General features: G+C 68.5%; 15 protein-coding genes. 12 read left to right on the top strand and 3 right to left on the bottom strand.

What is annotated here, in order from left to right; translation table 11 throughout:
• Window positions 1-258: 258 nt before the first annotated feature.
• From ACT54L_RS03460 to ACT54L_RS03445, 4 genes are all read left to right on the top strand, one after another.
• Entirely contained in the window at window positions 259-609 is a 351-nt protein-coding gene (locus tag ACT54L_RS03460) for a RidA family protein (RefSeq protein WP_476084136.1), read from the top strand.
• Window positions 610-723: 114 nt separating this feature from the next.
• Window positions 724-2,037, top strand: a complete 1,314-nt coding sequence (locus ACT54L_RS03455) for an MFS transporter (RefSeq protein ID WP_476084135.1) — start codon at window positions 724-726, stop codon at window positions 2,035-2,037.
• A 54-nt stretch (window positions 2,038-2,091) separates the two neighbouring features.
• Window positions 2,092-2,607, top strand: a complete 516-nt coding sequence (locus ACT54L_RS03450; protein ID WP_476084134.1) for an MOSC domain-containing protein — start codon at window positions 2,092-2,094, stop codon at window positions 2,605-2,607.
• A complete protein-coding gene (locus ACT54L_RS03445) occupies window positions 2,607-3,557 on the top strand; it encodes a PDR/VanB family oxidoreductase (RefSeq protein ID WP_476084133.1) in 951 nt (316 codons plus the stop codon). Before ACT54L_RS03450 ends, ACT54L_RS03445 begins: the two co-directional genes overlap by 1 nt.
• A gap of 6 nt (window positions 3,558-3,563) precedes the next feature.
• On the opposite strand, the gene ACT54L_RS03440 is transcribed toward ACT54L_RS03445, so the two are convergent.
• A complete protein-coding gene (locus ACT54L_RS03440) occupies window positions 3,564-4,775 on the bottom strand; it encodes an alpha/beta fold hydrolase (protein ID WP_476084132.1) in 1,212 nt (403 codons plus the stop codon).
• 148 nt (window positions 4,776-4,923) lie between these two features.
• Between ACT54L_RS03440 and ACT54L_RS03435 the strand changes: the two genes are divergently transcribed.
• The 6 genes from ACT54L_RS03435 (at window position 4,924) to ACT54L_RS03410 (ending at window position 10,396) form a co-directional block, all read left to right on the top strand.
• Entirely contained in the window at window positions 4,924-6,102 is a 1,179-nt protein-coding gene (locus ACT54L_RS03435; RefSeq protein ID WP_476084131.1) for an MFS transporter, read from the top strand.
• Window positions 6,103-6,355: 253 nt separating this feature from the next.
• Window positions 6,356-6,520, top strand: coding sequence for a Flp family type IVb pilin (locus ACT54L_RS03430; RefSeq protein ID WP_476084130.1), 165 nt, complete (start codon window positions 6,356-6,358; stop codon window positions 6,518-6,520).
• Window positions 6,521-6,527: 7 nt separating this feature from the next.
• A complete protein-coding gene (locus ACT54L_RS03425) occupies window positions 6,528-7,004 on the top strand; it encodes an A24 family peptidase (RefSeq protein ID WP_476084129.1) in 477 nt (158 codons plus the stop codon).
• 95 nt (window positions 7,005-7,099) lie between these two features.
• Window positions 7,100-8,479, top strand: coding sequence for a leucyl aminopeptidase family protein (locus ACT54L_RS03420; RefSeq protein WP_476084128.1), 1,380 nt, complete (start codon window positions 7,100-7,102; stop codon window positions 8,477-8,479).
• 37 nt (window positions 8,480-8,516) lie between these two features.
• Window positions 8,517-9,374: a C40 family peptidase gene (locus ACT54L_RS03415; protein WP_476084127.1), complete on the top strand. Its 858-nt coding sequence runs from the start codon at window positions 8,517-8,519 to the stop codon at window positions 9,372-9,374.
• A gap of 128 nt (window positions 9,375-9,502) precedes the next feature.
• A complete protein-coding gene (locus ACT54L_RS03410; RefSeq protein ID WP_476084126.1) occupies window positions 9,503-10,396 on the top strand; it encodes a dihydrodipicolinate synthase family protein in 894 nt (297 codons plus the stop codon).
• A 9-nt stretch (window positions 10,397-10,405) separates the two neighbouring features.
• On the opposite strand, the gene ACT54L_RS03405 is transcribed toward ACT54L_RS03410, so the two are convergent.
• Both ACT54L_RS03405 and ACT54L_RS03400 read right to left on the bottom strand, forming a co-directional pair.
• Window positions 10,406-10,855 (bottom strand): NUDIX hydrolase, encoded by a 450-nt coding sequence (locus ACT54L_RS03405; protein ID WP_476084125.1) that lies wholly within the window; start codon window positions 10,853-10,855, stop codon window positions 10,406-10,408.
• The gene (locus tag ACT54L_RS03400; protein ID WP_476084124.1) at window positions 10,852-12,498 is read right to left on the bottom strand and encodes a sensor domain-containing diguanylate cyclase; all 1,647 of its coding nucleotides are present in this window, start codon (window positions 12,496-12,498) and stop codon (window positions 10,852-10,854) included. The genes ACT54L_RS03405 and ACT54L_RS03400 overlap by 4 nt, the downstream gene beginning before the upstream one ends.
• Before the next feature lie 201 nt (window positions 12,499-12,699).
• Between ACT54L_RS03400 and ACT54L_RS03395 the strand changes: the two genes are divergently transcribed.
• Window positions 12,700-13,392 carry a YggS family pyridoxal phosphate-dependent enzyme gene (locus tag ACT54L_RS03395; RefSeq protein WP_476084123.1) on the top strand — a complete coding sequence of 231 codons (693 nt, stop codon included), beginning with the start codon at window positions 12,700-12,702 and terminating at the stop codon, window positions 13,390-13,392.
• Between the two features lie 252 nt (window positions 13,393-13,644).
• The coding region (locus ACT54L_RS03390; protein ID WP_476084122.1) for a GLUG motif-containing protein at window positions 13,645-23,202 on the top strand (9,558 nt) is incomplete at its 3' end.

Genomic DNA, 23,202 nt, shown 5'->3' with positions numbered 1-23,202 from the left:
CAAGCCGTGTGTTTGCGCCGAGAATACAACGAAAATGCCCCCATTGAAGCCCAAAACGCGGGCATCGGCGGGTTTGGTTGAACTTTGGGCGGTTGATTTCTGTCAGTAAACTTGGTTCGATGCACCCACACCACCGCCATGGGCCGCCCGAGCGCCCCGCCGCCGGTCCCGAATGGAGGTCGGCGTCCGCCATGAAAGTCGCGCGCATGACAGTGCGTGTCCCGCCCATCCTGACACCGTGAGAGGTCCGGTCCAACCATGATTACCCGCATCAAACCCGGCACCCGCCTCTCGGCCGCCACCGTCCATGGCGGCTTCGTCTTCGTTTCCGGCCAGGTGCCGGATGACCTTGAGGCCCCCATCGGCGCCCAGGCGGCTGAAGTGCTGGCCAAGATCGACGCCATTCTCGCCGAGGCGGGGACGGACAAGGCCCGCATCCTCTCCGCCAATGTCTGGCTGCCGGACATTGGCGATTTCGCCGCCTTCAACGCGGTGTGGGACCCGTGGCTACCCGCCGGCGCGGCGCCGGCGCGGGCCTGCGTGGAAGCCCGCCTCGCCAATCCCGCCATCAAGGTGGAGGTGGCCGTCATCGCCGCCCTGCCGGGCTGACCGCCCGGCCACCTCTTTCTGTTCCAGCGTCAGCCTGACGCCGCCCGGACGCAGAAGCCGGACGGTGGCCGGGAGTTTGCGTCCCACACAACAATCTTCCAGATGGGGTTTCCAATGGCTATCACCGAACAAATGGCGGTCACCGCGCCCTCTGTGGGGTCCGCGAGCATGCGCCGCATCGTCTGGTCCTCGGTCATCGGCACGGCGGTCGAGTGGTACGACTTCCTGATCTATGCGGTGGCCACGGCGCTGGTCTTCAACAAGCTGTTCTTCCCGGTGGGCGATCCCGCGCTCGCCACCATCGCCGCCTTCGGCACCTATGCGGTGGGCTTCCTCGCCCGGCCGCTGGGCGCCGCCATTTTCGGCCATCTGGGCGACAAGCACGGCCGCAAGGCCATGCTGGCCTCTACCATCATCATCATGGGGCTCGGCACCTTCTGCATCGGCCTGCTGCCCACCTATGAGCAGATCGGCATCGCCGCCCCTATCCTGCTGATTCTGCTGCGCTTCCTCCAGGGCATCGGCATTGGCGGCGAATGGGGCGGCGCGGTCTTGATGGTGGTGGAGAACGCACCGCCCAAGAAGCGCGGCCTGTTCGGCTCGCTGGTGCAGGTGGGCAATCCCATCGGCAATCTCGCCGCGCTCGGCATTTTCGCGGTCGCCTCCCAATTGCCCGAGAGCGACTTCATCACCTGGGGCTGGCGCATTCCCTTCCTGCTGTCCATCCTGCTCATCGCGGTGGGCCTGTTCATCCGCCTGCGCCTGGAAGAGACGCCCGCCTTCCGCCAGCTGAAGGCCAAGCAGGAAGTGGCGCGCATGCCGGTGCTGGAAATCTTCGCCCATCACCGCAAGCCCTTCTTCACCGCCGTGGGCCTGAAGATCGCCGAAATCTCCTACGCCTCCATCGCCAGCGTTTTCGTCATCTCCTACGCCACCCAGAAACTGGGCATGCCGCGCGCCACCATTCTGAACGGCGTCATGGCCTCGTCCTTCATCGCCTTGTTCTCGATCCCCTTCTTCGGCTGGCTGTCGGACAAGTGGGGCCGCAAGACCATGTTCTATCTGAGCTGCCTGTTCTGCATGGGCTTTGCCTTCCCCATGTTCACGCTGCTCGACACCAAGGACCCCTGGATCGTCACCGCCACGGTGGTGGTGGCCATCTCCTTCGGCCAGATGGTGATGTTCGGCATCGGCGCGCCCTTCTATTCGGAGCTGTTCACGGCGCGGCTGCGCTATTCCGGCGCCTCGTTGGGCTTCCAGATCGGCGCGGCCATTTCCGGCGGCCTTACCCCGTTTGTGGCCGCCTCCCTCATGACCTGGAGCGGCGGGGCCACCTGGCCGATCTCCATCTATCTGATCGTGTGCGCCCTCATCACCGCCTTTGCCACCTACAAGGCCCCCGAGACGGCCGGCAAGGACATCAGCTGAGGCAACCCGCCGGGCCGTTCCCCGGCCCGGCGGACCCGTGTTCAAGGAGGAACCATGCTCACCCAGACCCTGTCCCGCGCTCCCGCAGAGCCGATCCTCGCCTTCACCGGCATCGTGCGCCACCTGCACATCACCGCCCGCGCCTTCCTGCCCATGCGGGCGGTGGATGAGATCACCCTCATCGCCGGCAAGGGCATCGAGGGCGATCGCTACATGATCGGCCGGGAGGAGGGCTTCTATTCCGAGCGGCCCGAGGAAGGCCGGCAGGTGACCCTGTTCGAGATCGAGACCCTGGAGGCGCTGAAGCGCGACCACGGCATCGAGCTGGGTCCGCAGGATCACCGGCGCAATGTGACGGTGGAGGGCGTTCCGCTCAACCATCTGGTGGGCCGGCGCTTCCTGCTCGGCGAGACGCTCTTGGAGGCGACCCGCCTGTCGGTGCCGTGCCGGCATATCGAGGAAATCACCGGCAAGGCCATCTTCGATCCGCTCATCAACCGCTCCGGGCTCAATTGCAAGATCCTCAAAGGCGGCGTGGTGCGTGTGGGCGACCTGGTGCGCAATTCCTGATGGCCCGGCTTCTCAGACTGGTGGTCCGCGCGGCCGAGCCGGCCGGACCCGACATCACCCGCCTGGTGCTAACCGATCCCGAGGGGTGGGACCTGCCGCCCTTCCGGCCCGGCGCCCACATCGACCTCACCTTGCCGAGCGGGGACAAGCGCACCTATTCCCTGCTCAACCCGCCCTCGGACAAGGCCCGCTATGTGATCGGCGTGAAGCGGGAGCCGCAGGGGCGGGGCGGCTCGCTCTATCTGTGCGATGACGCGCGGCCGGGCACGGAGATCGGTGCCGGCCTGCCGCGCGGCGGGCTGGACCTGGAGGGCGGCCCCGGGTCCGCGCCACTTGTGTTCGTCGCCGGCGGCATCGGGCTTACCCCCTTCTTGTCGGCGGGCGCGGCTTTGCTGGAGGCGGGGCGCACGGATTTCGTGATCCATCTCCTCTCGCGCGGGGCGGCGCCCCTGGCCGAAGACCTGGCGGGTCTGGTCGCGGCGGGGCGGGTGGTCCATCACGACACAGCGCTTACCGGCCGGCCGGACCTCGCTGCTTTGATCGGCGCACCGGCGGATGGCCGCCGCGTCTATTGTTGCGGACCGCAGGGCCTCACCGATGCCTTCGAGGCGCTGACGGAAGGCTGGCCGGAGGGGCAGGTGCATGTGGAGCGCTTCGTGCCGCCCCCCTTGGTGGTGGACCCGGATGCGCGGCCCTACACCCTGGTGCTCGCCCGTTCCGGCCGGTCCATCGACGTGCCGGCGGGCCTGTCAATGCTGGACGCCCTGGAGGCCGACGGCATCAAGCTGGACTGCGTCTGCCGGGGTGGCATTTGCGGCGCCTGCAAGGTGGATTATCTGGAAGGCACGCCCATCCATCGCGACCGCATCCTAAGCCCGGCGGACCGGGCGCGGAAGCTAGTGGCCTGCGTGGCGCTGTCCGCCTCGGATCGGCTGGTGGTGGATCTCTAAAAGAGCTCACCCCGCCTGGATCTGGTCCAGGATGGCGTCCAGCCAGTCGAACATCTCGCGGTTGAAGGACGTGCGGGCGCCGGCCTCGCAATGGGCGCCCGCGCCATCCGCCGTCTGGAACACCGCATGCCGCTTCACGCAGGTGAGCGCATCGAACAGGCGCTTGGCGGTGACCCCGATGCCGTCGCCTTCCGCAGAGCACACCATGGTCGGGCAGGCGATCTCGGAGGCGAGGTGCTCCAAAGTGTAGGCGGCGGTGGATTTCAGGAAGGCGAGCGGGCTGTCCGCCCCATTCACGAACATGCCCCGCCGCAGCGCCCAGCCTTCGGTCGGATGGGCGATCAGCCGCTTCATGCGCCAGTTGAGGAAGGACAGGACGAGACCATTGCCATCGGGCACCTGCCGGCCGATGAAGCCGGGCAGGCGAGCGCGGGCCTCCTCCAGGATGGAATATTGCCCGGGGTCCAGCACCAGGGCGGCCAGGCGCGGCTCTTTGCTCGCCCCCCGCGCGGCGAGGTATCCGCCGAGGCTGAGGCCCAGCAGCACCACCTGGTCGGGGTCCACCAGATCATGGGCGAGCACGAAGTCCATGACCGGCTTGATGACGGCCTCCCAGTCCGGCCGCAGCGTCATGCCGTGGCGGATCAGCGCCTCGCCCTGGCCCGGCCCGTCGAAGACCAGCACGTTATAGCCCCGCTGAAGCGCTGCCGCTCCGCTGTAGAAGAAGCACTCCTCCGCCGTGCCGTCATAGCCCCCGGTGATGATGAGGGTGCGGCGCGGCTTGTCGGTGACGGAAGGGCGCAGGAAAATGCCGTGCAAGGTGGTGTCGCCGAAGGGGATGCGCACGCTGTCCGTCGGTGTGCGCATCAGGGCGCAGGCGCGGGCGAAGGCTTCCCGCTGGCGCTCATAGGCTTCCTTCAGGCGCGGGTCCGGCGGGCCTTGCAGGAGGAAGATGGCGGCGGTGCGGAAATAATTGGAGGCGCGCAGGAAGGCATCGCGGGCGCTGGCGCCGCGCCCGGCCAATAGGCTCGCCTGCCCGGCATCGTAGAGACGTTGGGCCAGCGCGGTCCATTCGCTGTACCAGCGCTCCACATTGCCGTTGGGGATGCGCCGGGCGACCGCAAAGCACTCGCCGATGTCGGCGCCGCCATAGAAGGTGTGGCCGATGGTGCGCAGGAATTGCGCATCGAACAGGTCGTCCTTGAACTGGAGCGGCATGGCATCGTCCTTGAGGGCGGCGCCATTCAATCAGAGGATCGCCCGCAAATCACGCAGGGAAGCAGCACGTTTGTGCCACCTGGAGGGGCCTTGCTGCATTGCAGCGGGCATCGTAAGAGGGGGCCGTCCTGATCTGATCCGGTCGATCATGCCCCTATCCCTGCTCGCCCTCGCCGTCGCAGCCTTCGGGATCGGCACCACGGAATTCGTGGTCATGGGGCTGCTGCCCCATGTGGCGGAAGATCTCGGCGTCTCAATTCCGGCCGCCGGCCTGCTCGTCACCGGCTACGCCATGGGCGTGGTGGTGGGGGCGCCCATCATGGCCATCCTGACCGCCGCGCTGCCACGCAAGGCCACCTTGGTGGGGCTGATGGCGCTCTTCATCGGCGGCAATGTGCTGTGCGCGCTGGCGCCGGCCTACGGGTTGCTCATGGGCGCGCGCATCGTCACCGCCTTCTGCCACGCGGCCTTTTTCGGCATCGGCTCGGTGGTGGCGGCGGAACTGGTGCCGCACGAAAAGCGGGCCCAGGCCATCGCCCTCGTGTTCGCCGGGCTCACCATCGCCAATGTGCTGGGCGTGCCGGCGGGTACCGCCTTCGGCCAGTGGCTGGGCTGGCGGGCCACCTTCTGGGCGGTGGCGGGCATCGGCATCCTGGCGCTGGCGGCCCTCATTGTGTTGCTGCCGGGCCGCCTGCCCATGGCGCAGGGCGGCATCCTCAAAGAGTTCCGGGTGCTGGGGAACGGCCAGGTGATGCTGGCCATGCTCATCTCGGTGCTGTGCTCGGCGAGCCTGTTCTGCGTCTTCACCTATATCTCGCCGCTGCTGGGGGAGGTGACGGGACTGTCCCGGCCCGCCATCACCGGCGCGCTGCTGCTGTTCGGCATCGGGCTGACCGCCGGCAACATGCTGGGCGGGCGGCTGGCGGACTGGAAGCTGATGCCCTCCCTCATCGGCACCATCCTGGCACTGCTGGTGGTGCTCCTCGCCCTGGTGCCCGGCGCCCGGTCGCCGGCGCCGGCTCTGGTGCTGCTGGTGATCTGGGGCGTGCTGGCCTTCGCCCTGGTGCCGCTGCTGCAATTGCGGGTGGTGGACACCGCCGCCGCGGCCCCCAACCTGGCCTCCACCCTTAACCAGGGGGCCTTCAACCTGGGCAATGCCACCGGCGCCTGGATCGGCGCCCTGGCCATCACCCATGGCATTCCCTATGGCGAACTGCCGTTCGTCTCGGTGGGACTGTCCGTGGCGGCACTGCTGGCGAGCCTCCTGTCCGCCACCCTCGACCGCCGGCCCGCCCGTCGCGCCGTGCCGGTGGAATGCGGGGAATAGGGGCGCGGGAGGCGGCCCGGCGGTTCATCGCCCCCTCGGATCGCCCTATATCCTTGCCGTCAGGCCGCGCCTTCCCGCGGGGCCGGACGCCCGCCGCGCCCGGCCGCGTTAACGAATTGGGCACGCTGAATAGCATCCTTTTTTCCCAATGGGCGGATCTTTACCAGCCCGCAAGGGGCGCCCCCTAGCGTCCTCCCATCGAGCGGCCTCGGCCGCGGGGAGACATGTGCCGCCGAGGCGGCCGAGGTGCGCGATGAAGGTTCTCTTGTCCCGCTTCGTGAAGGAAGAACGCGGATCCACCGCGCTCGAATACGGTCTGATCGCCGCCGGACTGTCGGTGGCCATCATCACCGTGGTCACGCAGATCGGCTTTACGTTGGTGCGCCTGAAGGCGTCCGCCGCGGCGGCGGGAAACTGACGCGCCGATGCCCGCGTCCAGTCTCATCGGCGATGTCCTGGTGCTCGGCCTGTTTCCGGTGGCCCTGTGCACCACCATCGCCACCGATCTGGCCCGCCGGGTGATTCCCAATCTGGTGGTGCTGGCCCTGGTGGCGGGATTCGCCCTGCTGGCGGCCCTTCATGGGGTGCCCGACCTGAAGCTGCGCCTTTATCTGGGGGCGGGGGTGCTGGGGGTCGGCTTCCTGCTGTTTGCCGCCGACGTGGTGGGGGCGGGGGATGCCAAGCTTGCTGCCGCGGTGGTGCCCTGGCTTGATCCGGGGCAGGTGCCGCTGTTCCTCCTCGTGTGCGGCCTGCTGGGCGGGGGGCTGGTGGCCGCCAGCCTGTGGCGCCATCGGCTGGCGGGCCTGCGCCTGTCCGCCTTGCCCTCGCTGCCCTATGGCGTGGCCCTGGCGGGCGCGGCGCTCCTGATTTTTCCCTCCTCCGCACTCATGGGCGCAGCCTGACGGCTCGCGTCTGCGGCGCGCTCAGGTAAAGTCCGGGCCAGTGATTCACCGGCCCGGCGGTTTCGCGGGGCCGGGTCCGGCCCCCGGAGTGTCCCATGTCCGACGCGTCCCGCCCCGCCTTCCTGGCCCCCGCCGATGCCCAAAGCCTGCCCGTGTGGTGCGTGAGCGCCGCCGGCTTCCCGCCCGAGGGCCTGCCCCCCGCCGCCCGCGCCTTTGCGGCGGCGGCCGGCTTTGCCGGGGAGAGCGGCAAGCTCCTGCCGGTGCCGGGCGAGGGCGGCGCGGTGGTGGGCTTCCTGTTCGGCGTGCCCGGCGAGGGGGGCGATGCCTTCGCGCTCGGTGCCCTGCCGGGGCTCCTGCCCGCTGGCACCTATCGCCTGGAAGGGGAAGTCCCCGCCCAGGGCGCGCTCGCCTTTGCGCTGGGCACCTACAGGTTCGACCGCTACCGCGCCGCCGCCAAGGCCAAGGCTGTGCGCCTGAAGCCCAGTGCGAATCTGGACGTGGCCGCGCTCACCCGCACCTTCGAGGCGGTGAGCCTGGTGCGCGACCTCGTCAACACCCCCTCCAATGACCTCGGCCCGGCCGACATCGAGGCCGCCGCCCGGGCGCTCGCCGCGCGCCATGGCGGGGAGGTGCGGGTGATCGTGGGCGATGCGCTGCTGGCCGAGAATTTCCCGCTCATCCATGCGGTGGGCCGCGCCGCCGCCCGCGCCCCGCGCCTCATCGACCTGACGTTTGGCCCCGTGGACGCGCCCAAGGTGACGCTGGTGGGCAAGGGCGTCGCCTTCGACACCGGCGGCCTCGACATCAAGACCTCCGCCGGCATGCTGCTCATGAAGAAGGACATGGGCGGCGCCGCCTCCGCGCTGGGGCTGGCCCATCTCATTCTCTCGCGCGGGCTGAAGGTGCGGCTGCGGGTGCTCATTCCGGCGGTGGAAAATGCCATTTCGGCGGACGCCTTCCGCCCCGGCGACGTGCTGCGCTCCCGCAAGGGCCTCACGGTGGAGATCGGCAATACCGACGCCGAGGGCCGGCTGATCCTCGCCGATGCGCTCGATCTGGCGGATGCGGAAAGCCCCGACCTGCTGATCGATTTTGCCACCCTCACCGGGGCGGCGCGCGTGGCGCTCGGCCCGCAATTGCCGCCGGCCTATACGGACGATGATGCCCTGGCGGAGGATCTTGCCCGGCATGCGACGGCGGTGGCCGATCCGCTCTGGCGCCTGCCCTTGTGGCGGCCGTACATGTCCATGCTCGAGTCCAAGGTGGCGGATATCAACAATGCCGGGTCGGGGGGCTTTGCCGGCTCCATCACCGCCGCTTTGTTCCTCTCCCGCTTCGTGGAGCGCGCCAAGAGCTGGCTGCACCTGGACATTTATGCCTGGAACCCCTCCTCCAAGCCCGGCCGGCCGGAAGGCGGGGAGGCGCAGACCATCCGCGCCCTCGATGCGCTCCTGGCGGAGCGGTACGGCGCATGAGCGGAGCGGTACGGCGCATGAGCGGAGCGGTACGGGAATGAGTGAGCAGAAGCGCGATCCGCGCCTCACCCCGGCGCGGTCAGATCTTGCGGCGGAAAGCCTGCGGGGCCTCGTCGACGCGCCCCGCTATGTGGCGGGAGAGGAGCGCCGGGTGGTGGTGCCCTTGGCGCCGCTGCGGCGCGAGCCCTATGCCGGGGCCGCCCTCGATACCGAGGCGCTCTATGGCGAGGCCGTGACCGTCTTCGAGGATGATGCGGAAGGTTGGTCCTGGGTGCAATTGGCGGCGGACGGTTACGTGGGCTACATGCCCACCGCCGCGCTCTGGACGGCGGGCGCGGAGCCCACGCACAAGGTGAAGGTGGGCCGCACCTTTCTCTTCCCCGGCCCCGACATCAAGCTGCCGCCCATGGAGGGCCTGTGCTTCGGCAGCCTGGTGGCGGTGCGGCGGGTGGATGGGCGTTTCGCCTTCACCGAGCGGGGGGCGATCTTCGCCGGTCACCTGGAGCCGCTCGGGACGTTGGAGGCGGACTTCGTGGAAGTGGCCACCCGTTTCCTCGGCGTGCCCTATCTGTGGGGCGGGCGGTCGGCGCTGGGGCTGGACTGCTCGGGCCTGGTGCAAACCGCGCTCACGGCCTGCGGCCTCCCATGCCCGCGCGACAGCCACCAGCAGGAGGCCGCGCTCGGCGCGTCCCTTCCTCTGGACGGGCCGTTCCAGCGCGGCGACCTACTGTTCTGGCCGGGCCATGTGGCCATTGTGGAGGCGCCCGACACGCTGCTCCATGCCAATGCCCATCACATGATGGTGGCAAGCGAGCCGCTCGGCCCCGCCCTTCAACGCATTACGGACGCTGGCCTGTCCCTGCGCACGGCAAAGCGGCTGGCGCTCTCCGTCTGAATTGGCCTCGTCCCAGCGGGAAAGTGTCGCCAAACGTGAAGGCGGCACCGGCTGCGCTGGGCCGTCGCGGCGGCTAGGGTCGGCGCGCCCGCCCCGGTGGCGGCGCTTGTCCTTCGCCATGAAAGGTCGTGACCGTGCTGCCCAAGGGTGTCTCCGCCTTCCCCATCACCCCCGCTGATGCCGGTGGCACGGTGGATGCCGGCGCCCTCCACGGCCTCGTCGCCCGCCTCGCGGCGGCCGGCGTGGATAGCATCGGGCTTCTGGGCAGCACCGGCACCTATCCCTTCCTCAGCCGCGCCGAGCGCCGGCGCGCCCTCGAAACGGGTCTTGCGGCGGCGGAAGGCGTGCCGGTCCTGGTGGGCATCGGCGCCCTGCGCACCGACGAGACGGTCCGCCTCGCCCAGGATGCCAAGGCAGCCGGCGCGACGGCGGGGCTGCTGGCGGCGGTGTCCTATACCCCGCTCACCGACGACGAGGTGTTCGCGCATTTCGCCACCGTGGCGCGGGAGGCGGGGCTGCCGCTCTGCATCTATGACAATCCCGCCACCACCCATTTCCGCTTCACCCCGGCCCTGGTGGCGCGGCTTGCCAAGCTGCCGGAGGTGGTGGCCATCAAGAGCACCGCCCCCGAGCCGGCGGCGGTCGGCGCGCATCTGGCGGAATTGCGGGCCGTGGTGCCCGCCGGTTGCGTCGTGGGCTATAGCGCCGACTGGCATTGCGCGCAGGCGCTGATGGCCGGGGCGGATGCCTGGTTCAGCGTGGTCGCGGGCCTCTTTCCCGCCCCGGCGCTGGAGATCGCCCGCGCGGTGGCGGCGGGAGATTTCGCCCGGGCGCGGGCGCTGGATGCCCGGCTGACGCCGCTGTGGGACCTGTTCCGCCGCCATTCCAGCCTGCGCGTCATCTATGCGGCGGCGGGCCTGACGGGCCTTGTCCGCGCCTTGCCGCCGCGCCCCCTCCTGCCGCTCAGGCCCGAGATCGAGGCCGAGGTGGCGGCGACGCTGAAGGCCTTGGACCTGGCCTGAACCCGCCCGTTAAGGGGAAAGCCGGAGCGCCTCTTCGGCGGTCTCCACCACGCCGGCGCTGAGGGTCGCCTGCGCGGCCCGCAACTGCGCCAGGGTGAACCATCCCACCTCCAGCGCATCGTCGGCGGCGACCGGCTGGGCGTCCGGGTGGGCGGGATGGCAGAGCACCGCCACCATCACATAATGGTGGAGCAGGGCGCCGCTGGCGTCGCGATCGAGGCAATCCAGCACCTTGAAGGCGGGGCCGGCCATCGCGGTCAGGCCGGTCTCCTCGAACAGCTCGCGCACTGCCGCCTCGGCGATGGTCTCGCCCCATTCGATGCGGCCTCCGGGAAAGCCCCAGAGGCCGGCATCGGGCGGATTGGCCCGGCGCACCAGCAGCAGGGCCGGCCCGGCCCGCAGAACGGCCAGGGCGGCACAGCCGGGGCGGGCGGGCACCGCACCTTCCCCCGTGCTCACGAGGCTTCGTCCTGCATTTGGCTGGTCACCACGCGGTTCCGGCCGAGGCGCTTGGCCTCGTAGAGGGCCTGGTCGGCGGCGGAGATGAGATTGTCCGGCGAGCCCGTCGCTTCCGGGATCTCGCTGGCCACGCCAAAGCTGGCGGTGAGCCGCCGGGTGGGGACGCTGGGATGGGGGATGGCCAGCGCGGCCACCAGGCGGCGGGCGTTCTCGGCGAACTCGGTGGCGCTGGGGAGGTCGGTGTCCGGCATCAGTACCACGAATTCCTCGCCCCCATAGCGTGCCGCCAGATGGGGCGTGCCCGCGCAGGCGGCGGCCAGCATGCGGGCCACGGACTTCAGCGCTTCGTCGCCGGCGGGATGGCCCTGGGTGTCGTTGAACAGCTTGAAGTGGTCCACATCCACCATGATGAGGCTGAGCGGATGGCTCCGGTCGCCCGAGCGCACCCATTCGGCGGACAATTGCACGTCGAAGCTGCGCCGGTTGGCAAGCCCGGTCAGCCCGTCCGTCCGGGCAAGGGCCGCCAAGCGGCCATTATGGTTGCGCAGCTCCGCCGTGCGTTCGGCCAGACGCTCGGCCACTTCGTTGATGGCGCTCACCAGGGGGCGGAACTCCCGCACTTCCGGCGGGTCCAGCGCTGCGCCACCGTCCAGGCTCATGTCGCGCACGTCCTGCGCCAGATGCTGGATCGGGGCCACCACCATGCGCTCGGCCAGCCACCAGCCGAGCAGCACCATGAGGGTGCCGACGCACAAGGTCAGGGCCATGGTGAGCGCGATCTGCTCGTCCGCCGGCAAGGTGATGACGGTGGCGGGCATGCTGACCAGCGTGCGCATGCCGGTGCCGGGAATGCGCAGGAAGGCGTAATAGCGGTCCACGCCATCGAAGCCCACGGCCCGTAACTGACCCTCATTGGCCCGGGAGATGGCGTGGAACAAGGCGTGATCGGCAAAGTTCGTGCCCACGGCGCTGTCCAGGAAGGGCGTGCGCGTCACCACCACGCCGGCCGAATCCAGCACCTCCACGGTTGCGGCCTGGGGCAGGCGCAGCAGCGCGCTGACGCGGGAGAGCCATTGCAGGTCCATGGCCACGGCGGCAAACGCGATGGGCGTGCCATTTTCGTCCCGCTCGGCTTCGGCGATGGTCACGGTGGGAATGCCGGAGCCGCGGATGCGGATGAGGTCGCTGGCGATGGGCCGGTTGGAGACAGAGGCCTGGCGCATATAGGGGCGGTCGGACAGGTTCATGCCCAGCAAGGCCCGGCTGGTGGCGCATCGCACCACCCCGTCCGCGTCGGTGATGATGGCGCCCTGGATGCCCAGGAGATCGGCGGTCAGGCGGTGCATGAAGGCGATGCAGCTCACCGGGTCCGCCTTCAGGCGGGAGGCCTCGCGTGCCAGAACCTGGGTGACGGCCGTCGCCGCGGCGAAGCTCTCGCGCTGCACCAGGGCCACCTGCTCGCCAAACTCGCGCAATTCCTCAAGATTGTCGGCGATCAGCCGCTCGCGCTCCTGGACGAGGGTCCAGATCCGCTCCCCCACCACCGGCAGCACGGCCAGCATCAGCAAGGCGGCCAGCCTGAGCCGCAGGCTCGCGCCTGGCTGACGGCTCCTGCTCGCACCGGCCTGCCTCTTATCCGCCATGGGGCACCAACGTCTCCAAACTGCCCGCTGGCCCTTAGCCGCAGACCCTCGCACCAGGCTTGCCTCTTTCCTCGCGCGCCGGGCGAGGGCAAAAGGGGCGGCAGCTTATGCCCGCGCAGGATGCCACAGGTTGCCGGCTAGCCTCCAGTCGCAGCTGAGGCGTGTCGGGGGTACCTTGCGTCATGATGAATGGGGAATGGAATGGCCGAGAGCAACGGGCCGGCGGACCGGCTGGCGCAGGTGCGCGGGGAGATCGAGGATGCCTGCCGCAGGGCGGGGCGGCCGGCGGCGGATGTGCAGCTGGTGTGCGTGTCCAAGACCTTTTTCGCCCCTGACATCCGCCCGGTGATCGCGGCGGGCCAGCGCCTGTTCGGCGAGAACCGGGTGCAGGAGGCGCAAGCCAAATGGCCGGAGCTGCGGGACGGGGCGGCGGACATCGCCGTCCACCTCATCGGGCCGCTCCAGTCCAACAAGGCGCGCGAGGCGGTGGCGCTGTTCGATGCCATCCATTCGGTGGACCGGCCCAAGATCGCCCAGGCCTTGGCCCAGGAGATGGAGCGCCAGGACCGGCGCCTGCCGGTGTTCCTCCAGATCAATACCGGCGCCGAGCCGCAGAAGGCCGGGGTGCTGCCGCAGGAGGCCGACGCCTTCATCGCCCAGTGCGTCCGCGACTTCGCCCTCGATGTGGCCGGCCTCATGTGCATTCCTCCGGTGGAGGATGTGCCCGCCCCCCATTTCGCCCTTCTGGCGGAGATCGCCGCACGCAACGGGCTCAAGGGCCTGTCCATGGGCATGAGTTCGGATTTCGCCGCGGCCATCAACCAGGGCGCGACCCATGTGCGAATCGGCAGCGCCATCTTCGGCAGCCGCGCCTCGGCCGCGCCAGCCGGCTGAGGGGGGCCACGCCCGCTGTGCGATGACAACGGGTCGCCGTCTAAGTTTTGGCCATGTTGCCCGCGAGCCTCGCGGGGGGGGGCTCAGAAGCCTCGTTTTGCAATGGCTTACGGCTCCTGCGGTGGGGCTTTTTACGTTGCGTAATTGGAGATTGGACCTCTGGAGTTTGGTAAGGGGGTGGGTTAGGCTCTGGGTTAACCGTGCGGGGGCACGGGCGCAGCGCCGGGCGCTGTGAGCGTGTGGGGGAAGACGATGGCGACCGTCCAGCAGGCTGCGGGCGTGGCGGTGGGTTGTGTCGTGGCCGAGCGCATCCTTGCGCCGCGCGTCCTGGCCCGACGGACGCGATGGCTTCTTACCGGTGTCGCCTTTGTTGCCCATGCGGCCGTTCTGGCCGGGACCGCAGGCCCCGCTTTCGCCCAGACCCTTCCTTCAGGCGGTACGGTGACGGCCGGAAGCGCCGCCATCACCCAGCCCTCCGCTGGGGCCATGCTGGTCACCCAGACCACGCCCAATGCCATCATCAACTGGTCGAGCTTCTCTATCGGCCAGGGCGGGTCTGTCCGGTTCGAGAACGGCACTGGCGCGACGCTCAACCGGGTGACCGGCTTCACGCGCTCGCAGATCGACGGCTCCTTGTCGGCAAGCGGCAGCCTGTATCTCGTCAATCCCAACGGCATCACGGTGGGGCCGACCGGCATTATCACCACCGGCGGCCGCTTCATTGCCTCTACCCATGACGTGTCGGACGCGGATTTCCTGGCCGGCCGGGACATGACGTTCCGCGGCTCCAGCACGGCGAGCGTCATCAATTACGGCCAGATCGGCTCGCTGGGCGGCGATGTGGCCCTCATCGCCCGCAAGGTGGAGAATACCGGCACGATCACAGCGCCCGACGGCACGGTGGCGCTCGCGGCCGGCTATGAGGTGCTGGTGCGCGACACCGCGCTGTCCAACGGCAAGTTCGTGGTGAAGGTGGGCGGCGCCGATACGGAGGTGAAGACCTCCGGCGTCATCAAGGCCGCCGAGGCGGAATTGCGCGCCTCCGGCGGCAATGTCTATGCGCTGGCCGGCAATACCGAGAGCCTCACCAAGGCCACCGGCGTCGCGACCAAGAGCGGCCGCGTGTTCCTGACGGCAGGCGAAGGTGGCACGGTCACCGTCTCCCAGAAGGTGGTGGCGCGCGGCGCCGAGAGCGGCGGCAAGTCCTCGGGCGGCGAGATCCGGGTCTCCGCAGGCAAGGTGAGCGTTTCGGGCAAGCTCGACGCCGCCGGCACGGCCGATGCCGCCGGCGCCTGGGCCAAGGGCGGGACCATCATCGTGACCGGCCGCGACATCGCGCTGGCTTGTGGCGCGGACCTGGATGCCTCCGGCGCCATCGGCGGCACGGTGCTCGTGGGCGGTGATTATCAGGGCGGCGCCAGCGCCGGCTCGAAAACCGTCTCCGAGGTGGTGGACACCGCGCAGACCGTGTCGGTGGCTACCGGCGCGTCCCTGCGCGCCGACGGCCGCGAGGGCGCGGGCGGCAAGGTGGTGGTCTGGTCGGACAGCACCACGCGTTTCGCGGGCGCCATCTCCGCCACCGGCACCACGGCCGGCGGCGATGCGGAGGTCTCGGGCAAGGGCGTGCTGGATTATGCCGGCACGGCGGACCTGCGGGGTGCGGCCGGCCGGTTCGGCACCCTGCTGCTCGATCCCTACAACCTGACCATCTCCACCGGCACCGACAGCAATGTCTCCGGCTTCACCGCCACTGGCGATAACAGCGTCCTGAACGTGACGACGCTCACCAACGCGCTGGCCACCGCGAACGTCACCGTCTCCACCGGCTCGGGCGGATCGCAGGCCGGCGACATCACGGTGGCGGCGCCGATTTCCTGGTCGGCGAACAGCGTGCTGACGCTCGCGGCGGCGGGCAATGTGATCGTGAATTCCGCCATCACCGCCACCGGCACCAATGCCGGGCTGGTGATCCAGTATGGCGCGGGCAAGGACTATTCGGTCGCGGCCCCCATCACGCTGTCCGGAACCTCTGCGACGCTGCAGATCGGCGCCACCGGTGCGCTGTCCAGCTACACGCTGCTGCGCTCCATGGCGGCCATCGACGCCATCGACACCTCCGGGCTCGCCGGGAAATATGCGCTGGCGGCGGACCTCGACGCTGCGGGAACGACCTATACCAGCGCCGTCGTGACCGGATCCTTCACCGGCTCTTTCGCCGGCCTGGGCCACACCATCTCCAACCTGACCATCAACGCGCCGAGCACCGACTATGTGGGCCTGTTCCAGATTGCGTCACTTTCGGCCGGAAACAGCGTGCGTGATCTCACTCTGGCGGGCGGGAGCATCACGGGAAAGACCAATGTCGGCACCGTCATCGGGGGGATGAATTCCGGTACCGTCCTGAACGTCCATGCCAGCGCCGACGTGACCGGCACAAGCATCGTCGGCGGCCTGATTGGGTTGACGTTCGGCGGGGCCGTCATCGGTTCGTCCGCTGGCGGCAATGTGGTCGCGACGGTGGCGGGGTATACGGGCGGCCTGATCGGGGAAGCCATTTCCAGCATTACATCCTCCTTCGCCACCGGCAATGTCAGCGGGGCCGGGGATTATGTGGGCGGACTGGCGGGGGATAGCTGGGGCGCCATCACGGGCTCCTATGCCACGGGGGCAGTGACCAATTCCGGCAACTTCTCAGGTGGACTGGTTGGAAGAGTCAACGGGTCTTCTTCCATCAGCGATTCCTATGCCACCGGTGCGGTCAGTGGCTCCAGCACGGTCGGAGGTCTGGTCGGATATTCCGTAGGCTCCATCACCAATTCCTACGCCACCGGAAGCGCGACCGGCACGAGTTATGTTGGCGGCCTCGTTGGTCTTGCGACCGCAAATGTGACCCAATCCTACGCCTCCGGCGCCGTTTCGGGCACGGCCAGCAATATCGGCGGGCTGATCGGTTCGCGCACCGGCGGCACCATCTCCCAATCCTATTGGGACACGGACAGCAGCGGCCAGACCGTCGGCATCGGCAACGAGCCGTCCAATGCGGGCGCCGTCGGCCTCACCAGCGCCCAGGCGCGGCAGTCCTCCAGCTATGCGGGCTGGAACTTCTCCACCGATTGGTACCAGACCGGCGACACGCGCCCCATCGGCCGCTGGGAAGCCGCGCCGGTGGTGGGCGGCGTCGCCACCATCGTCAATGCGCATCAGCTCCAGTTGATGAACCTGAACCTTGCCGGGGCCTATGTGCTGGGCGCCGACATCGACCTGTCCGCCACCGCCAGCACGCTGACCTCCTCCAGCATCTGGGGCGCCAGCGGGTTCCAGTCCATCGGGTTCGGCTCCAACTTCACCGGCAGCCTGGACGGGCAGAGCCACACCCTTTCGGGCCTGACCATCAATGCCCCGACCAGCGAATATGTCGGCCTGATCTCGATCGCGACGCTGGCGGGCGGAAGCGGCGTGCACGACCTCACCCTGGCGGGGGGGAGCATCACGGCCAAGAAAAACGCCGGCGCCGTCATAGGGGCGCTGAGTTCCGGCAACGTCCAAAATGTGCATGCCAGCGTCGACGTGACCGGCGAACGCGCCGTGGGCGGCCTGGTTGGAAATGCCTTCGGTGGTTCGATCACCGGTTCGTCCGCAGGCGGCGACGTGGTCGCCACGTCTGGAGGCTCTGCGGGCGGTTTGGTTGGATCGTCGAACGCGTCCATTGCCTCCTCCTCTGCCACGGGCAACGTCAGCGCGACGGGAAATTACGCGGGCGGCTTGGCCGGTCTTCAGAACGGCACCGTAACCGGCTCCTATGCCACGGGGTCGGTCACCAATACTGGAAACGGCACCGGCGGCCTCGTCGGCTCGGGCAGTGAGACCATCACCAATTCCTATGCCACCGGTGCCGTGACGAGCACCGGTGAACAAACCGGAGGCTTGGTCGGGAGCATCACCGGCACGAGCTTCACCGTCTCAAATTCCTACGCCACCGGAGCCGTGACCGGCACCGCCTATACGGGCGGCCTGGCGGGACAGGCCGGCGCTGGAGCGGGCATTTCCCAGTCCTACGCCACCGGTGCCGTCACCGGCACCGATTATGTGGGCGGCCTCGTGGGCGCCGTGACCAGCGTCACGCAGTCCTACGCCTCCGGTGCCGTCTCCGGGACGGGCACCAAGATCGGCGGGCTCATTGGCCAGAGCTATGGCACCGTCTCCCAATCCTATTGGGACAAGGACAGCACCGGCCAGGCCGTCGGTATCGGTAGTGATGCGGCCAATACCGGCGCCGTCGGGCTTACCAGCGCGCAGGCGCGGCAGTCCTCCAGCTATGTGGGCTGGGACTTCGCCAACACGTGGTACCAGACCGGCGACCTGCGCCCCATCGGCCGCTGGGAAGCGGCCCCGGTGGTGAATGGCGTCGCCACGATCACCAACGCGCACCAATTGCAGCTGGTGAAGCTGAACCTCGCCGGCACCTATGTGCTGGGCGCCGACATCGACCTGTCCGCAACGGCCAGCACGGCCACCTCCTCCGGCATCTGGGGCGCCAGCGGCTTCCAGCCCATAGGCAACAACAGCACCCCCTTCACCGGCAGCCTGGACGGGCAGGGCCACACGATCTCCGCCCTCACCATCGTCCGCAGCGGAGACAATTATTCCGGCCTTTTCGGCTATGCGGACACAGGTGCGATCCTCCAGAACCTGATCCTGGATGGCGGCAGTGTTTCCGGCTCCCTTTTCTATTCGGGCGGCCTTGTGGGCTACAACAAGGGCGCCATTACCTCGGTGACTTCGAGCGTGTCGGTCGCCGCCGCGGGCTATTCCGGCGGCGTCGCCGGCACCAATACCGGGACCATCTCCCAGTCGAGTGCGTCCGGAACGGTAACCGGGTGGAATTCCGGCGGGCTGGTCGGGGAGAATCAGGGCGCGATTTCGTCGTCGCATGCCTCCGGCAGTGTTGGGTCGACGACCGACAATACTGTCGGCGGCCTGGTCGGGAGCAATGTCGGGGGCACGCTGACGGACGTCCACGCCACCGGCGCCGTCCAGGGGAATTCTCCGCTGGGCGGCCTCGTCGGCGAGGTGTCCGGCGCCAGCGTCATTACCAATGCCTATGCCACCGGCGCCGTCACCGGCGGATGGACGCAGTCCGGCGGCCTGGTGGGTGACATGACCGGGGGCACCATCACCAATGCCTATGCCACCGGCTCGGTCACCGTGGTCTCCAATGCGTCGCAGGGCAAAGCGGGTGGCCTGATCGGCACCCTGAGCGGCGGCACCCTCTCCAATGTCTATGCCACCGGCGATGTCTCGGTCACGATGCCCTCATCGGGTACCTCCGCGGCCGGCGGACTGATTGGCGAGATGTACTCCAGCTCCGTGACGGACGGCTATGCCACCGGCTCGGTGACTGCGGACAATAATGACGCAGCCAATGCTGGCGGTCTGGTGGGATCCAGCATCAGCGGCACCCTGACCCGCGTCTATGCCTCCGGCGCCGTCACAGCGACGGGCGGAACGACGGAGGCGGGCGGTCTTGTCGGCAGCGGCACCGCGACCTTCACCAACGCCTATTGGGACACGAACAGCACCTCGCAGTCCGGCGCCCTGAATGGCGCCTCCGCCGCCGGCGCCACCGGCCTCACCAGCACCCAGGCGCGCCAATCCTCCAGCTATGTGGGCTGGGATTTCACCAACACCTGGTACCAGACCGGCGACATGCGCCCCATCGGCCGCTGGGAAGCCGCTCCGGTGGTGAACGGGGTGGCCACCATCGTCAGTGCCCACCAGCTTCAACTGGTGAAGCTGAACCTCGCCGGCACCTATGTGCTGGGCGCCGACATCGACTTGTCCGCAACGGCCAGCACGGCCACCTCCTCCAGCGTCTGGGGCGCCAGCGGGTTCCAGTCCATCGGGGACAATACCACCCCCTTCACCGGCAGCCTCGACGGCCAGGGGCACACAATTTCGAACCTGACCATCGTCCGCAGCGGGGGCTATTATTCCGGCCTGTTCGGTTATGCGGATACGGGTGCGATCCTTGAGAACCTGATCCTGGACGGCGGCAGTGTTTCCGGCAGCATTCTCTATTCGGGCGGGCTTGTCGGCTACAACAAGGGCACCGTCTCCTCTGTCACCTCGGGCGTTGCGGTCAGCGCGGCCAACTTTGCGGGCGGCGTTGTCGGCTACAATACCGGCGTCGTCTCACAGTCGAGCGCGTCCGGCGCGGTGCTGGGGTGGGAGTCCGGCGGGTTGGTCGGGTATAATTCGGGGACGATTTCGTCTTCGCATGCCTCCGGCAATGTCGGCGATTCCACCCGCAACATCATCGGCGGCCTGGTCGGGACGAATGCCGGCGGCACGCTGACCGACGTCTATGCCACGGGCACGGTGACGGGAGCCTCACCGGTGGGAGGTCTGGTCGGGCAGGCCACCGGCGCCAGCATCATCACCAATGCCTATGCCACCGGCGCCGTCACGGGCGGGTGGATCCAAGCAGGTGGCCTGGTGGGTCTGATGACCGGATCGGGCAAGATCACCAATGCCTATGCCACCGGCTCGGTCACTATGGTCTCGAATTCCGGCATCGCCAGGGTGGGTGGCCTGGTGGGCGACGCGACCGGTGCCACCCTCACAAATGTCTATGCCACGGGCGCCGTCTCGGCGACCACAGTCTCGTCGGGCGCCTCCAAAGCCGGAGGCCTGATCGGCGAGTCCTATTCCAGCTCCATCACCGACGGCTATGCCACGGGCTCGGTTACGGCGACCAATGCGGGCAGTTCCCACGCCGGCGGACTGGTGGGAGCGAGCACCAACACCACCCTGACGCGCGTCTATGCCTCCGGCGTGGTGACCGCGACGGGCGCCACAACGGCGAAGGGCGGTCTTGTCGGCAGCGGCACCGCGACCTTCACCAAGGCCTATTGGGACACGGACAGCACCACGCAGTCCGGCGCCCTGAATGGCGCCTCGGCCAGCGGCGCCACGGGGCTGACCAGCACGGAGGCGCGCAACTACACCAACTATGACTGGGATTTCACCACCACCTGGTACCAGACCGGCGACATGCGCCCCATCGGCCGCTGGGAAGCCGCGCCGGTGGTGAACGGGGTGGCCACCATCATGAATGGCCATCAACTGCAGCTGGTGAACACCAACCTGTCCGGCACCTATGTGCTGGGCGCCGACATCGACCTTGCCGCCACCAACAGCACGCTGACCTCGTCCAGCGTCTGGGGCGGGAAGGGCTTCCAGTCCATCGCTTATAATGGCTACACCTTCACCGGCAGCCTGGACGGGCAAGGCCATACCATTGCGAACCTGACCATCAACGCGCCGGATGACCCTGGCGTGGGCTTGTTCGCGCAGGTCGGGGATGGTGCGACCAGTGCCACCGTGAAGAACCTGACCCTGTCCGGCGGCAGCGTCAGCGGCCTGGGCACCGTGGGCGCCCTGGCGGGGAGCCTCACCCACGGCGCGATCTCCAACGTCCATAGCAACATCGATGTGAACGCCACCGCCTCTTATGTGGGCGGGCTGTTCGGCTATGTGGAAGCCGGATCGATCACCGGGTCGTCCTCCAGCGGCGACGTCACCACCGGCGGCGAAAGCGTCGGCGGGCTGGCCGGCTACACCACCTCTGCGACGATCACCTCCTCGTCTGCGACCGGTGCCGTCCAGGGCTCCAACTATGTCGGTGGGCTTGTCGGTTTTGCCTTGGGCGCGGTGTCGCAATCCCACGCGACCGGTGCCGTGACCGGCACCGGCTACATGGTGGGCGGCCTCGCGGGACGGTCCGCCGCCATCACCGGCAGCTGGGCATCGGGTGCCGTGTCTGGCAACGAATATGTCGGCGGCCTGGCGGGCTCCGCCGGCGCTGCGATCAAATCGAGCTACGCCACCGGTACCGTCACCGCCACCGCCTCAACGGCCGGTGGCCTGGCGGGTGACACCTCTTCGGCCGTGACCTCGTCCTATGCCAGCGGAGCGGTCAATGCGGCGACAATGGCGGGCGGCCTGATCGGCGAGTCCTATGGCGCCGTGACCTTCTCCTATGCGACGGGCGCCGTCACGGCGACCGGGGACCAGGCGGGCGGGTTGGTCGGCCACAATGAGGGCACCATCTCTCAGTCCTTCGCCAGTGGCACCGTGTCCGGCGGCATGTCGGTGGGCGGCCTTGTGGGTTATAACACCAGCGCCGGCTCCATCTCTCAGTCCTTCGGCCGTGGGAATGTCTCGGGAGCCGAGGCCTCCGGTGGCCTCGCGGGCCTGAATGTGGGCACCATCACTCAGTCCTATGCCACCGGTTCGGTGACGGTGACGACCGGTTCGATCGGCGGCTTTGTCGGAAGCAACGCCGGCACCATCTCCGAGAGTTATTCCACCGGCCTCGTGACCGGCGGCGTGGAGCAGGGTGGATTCGTCGGCGCCAATGGGGGGACGATCTCGTCCTCCTATTGGGACACGCAGACCTCCGGCCAGGCCAGCTCGGCCGGCGGCACCGGCCTCACTACCGCCCAGATGCATGACTGGTCCAGCTATCAGGGCTGGGACTGGCACGTCTGGGCGCCGGCCACGGTCACGTCGCTGCCGCTGCTCTACGGCGTCTCCGGTGTGGTCGGCGTGGCGCAGACGGGCACCTACGGGAATGATCCCGCGACGGCCGTCGTCAGCTATCTCGGCAAAAATGCCTGGAACACCATCTCGGGCACGCCGACGACCACGCTGAGCACCTCAACCAATGCCGGCGTCTCCTACACCCTCGTTTCGGGTATGACCGGCACCTATGCCGCCGGTGGCGCCACCACCTTCGTGGGCGTCGCCAACATCGCGCAGCGCGCCATCACCGTGACGGCCGACGGCCAGTCCCGCACCTATGGCAATGCCAATCCGACCTCCGGGGCCGTGAGCGTGGGTGGCGACGGGCTGGTGAATGGCGACACCATTTCCAGCGCGTCCACCAGCTCCACGGCGACCACGGCCTCCAACGTGGGCACCTATAATCTGCTGGCGTCCAACGCGGTGTTCTCCTCTGGCGCGGCGTCCAACTATGCCATCACCTATACGGACAATGCCTCGGGCCTGAATGTGACGCAGCGGGCGATCACGGTGACGGCCGATGGCCAGTCCCGCACCTATGGCAATGCCAATCCGACCTCCGGGGCCGTGAGCGTGGGCGGCGACGGGCTGGTGAATGGCGACACCATTTCCAGCGCCTCCACCAGCTCCACGGCGACCACAGCGTCCAACGTTGGCACCTATAATCTGCTGGCGTCCAACGCGGTCTTCTCGTCCGGCGCGGCGTCGAACTATGCCATCACCTATGCCAACAATGCCTCCGGCCTGAATGTGACGCAGCGGGCCATCACGGTGACGGCGGACGGCCAGTCCCGCACCTATGGCAATGCCAATCCGACCTCCGGGGCCGTGAGCGTGGGCGGCGACGGGCTGGTGAATGGCGACACCATTTCCAGCGCCTCCACCAGCTCCACGGCGACCACAGCGTCCAACGTTGGCACCTATAATCTGCTGGCGTCCAACGCGGTCTTCTCGTCCGGCGCGGCGTCGAACTATGCCATCACCTATGCCAACAATGCCTCCGGCCTGAATGTGACGCAGCGGGCCATCACGGTGACGGCGGACGGCCAGTCCCGCACCTATGGCAATGCCAATCCGACCTCCGGGGCCGTGAGCGTGGGCGGCGACGGGCTGGTGAATGGGGACACCATCTCCAGCGCCTCCACCAGCTCCACGGCGACCACAGCGTCCAACGTGGGCACCTATAATCTGCTGGCGTCCGACGCAGTCTTCTCGTCCGGGGCG

It is taken from the genome of Aquabacter sp. DMC10, from assembly GCF_056314145.1.
This window is presented reverse-complemented; position numbering and strand designations above follow the sequence as displayed.

Excerpts from the sequence above, each read along its gene's own strand:
- ACT54L_RS03460 (WP_476084136.1), top strand. The coding sequence starts at position 259 with ATGATTACCCGCATCAAACCCGGCACCCGCCTCTCGGCCGCCACCGTC.
- ACT54L_RS03455 (WP_476084135.1), top strand. The coding sequence starts at position 724 with ATGGCTATCACCGAACAAATGGCGGTCACCGCGCCCTCTGTGGGGTCC.
- ACT54L_RS03450 (WP_476084134.1), top strand. The coding sequence starts at position 2,092 with ATGCTCACCCAGACCCTGTCCCGCGCTCCCGCAGAGCCGATCCTCGCC.
- ACT54L_RS03445 (WP_476084133.1), top strand. The coding sequence starts at position 2,607 with ATGGCCCGGCTTCTCAGACTGGTGGTCCGCGCGGCCGAGCCGGCCGGA.
- ACT54L_RS03440 (WP_476084132.1), bottom strand. The coding sequence starts at position 4,775 with ATGCCGCTCCAGTTCAAGGACGACCTGTTCGATGCGCAATTCCTGCGC.
- ACT54L_RS03435 (WP_476084131.1), top strand. The coding sequence starts at position 4,924 with ATGCCCCTATCCCTGCTCGCCCTCGCCGTCGCAGCCTTCGGGATCGGC.
- ACT54L_RS03430 (WP_476084130.1), top strand. The coding sequence starts at position 6,356 with ATGAAGGTTCTCTTGTCCCGCTTCGTGAAGGAAGAACGCGGATCCACC.
- ACT54L_RS03425 (WP_476084129.1), top strand. The coding sequence starts at position 6,528 with ATGCCCGCGTCCAGTCTCATCGGCGATGTCCTGGTGCTCGGCCTGTTT.
- ACT54L_RS03420 (WP_476084128.1), top strand. The coding sequence starts at position 7,100 with ATGTCCGACGCGTCCCGCCCCGCCTTCCTGGCCCCCGCCGATGCCCAA.
- ACT54L_RS03415 (WP_476084127.1), top strand. The coding sequence starts at position 8,517 with ATGAGTGAGCAGAAGCGCGATCCGCGCCTCACCCCGGCGCGGTCAGAT.
- ACT54L_RS03400 (WP_476084124.1), bottom strand. The coding sequence starts at position 12,498 with ATGGCGGATAAGAGGCAGGCCGGTGCGAGCAGGAGCCGTCAGCCAGGC.
- ACT54L_RS03395 (WP_476084123.1), top strand. The coding sequence starts at position 12,700 with ATGGCCGAGAGCAACGGGCCGGCGGACCGGCTGGCGCAGGTGCGCGGG.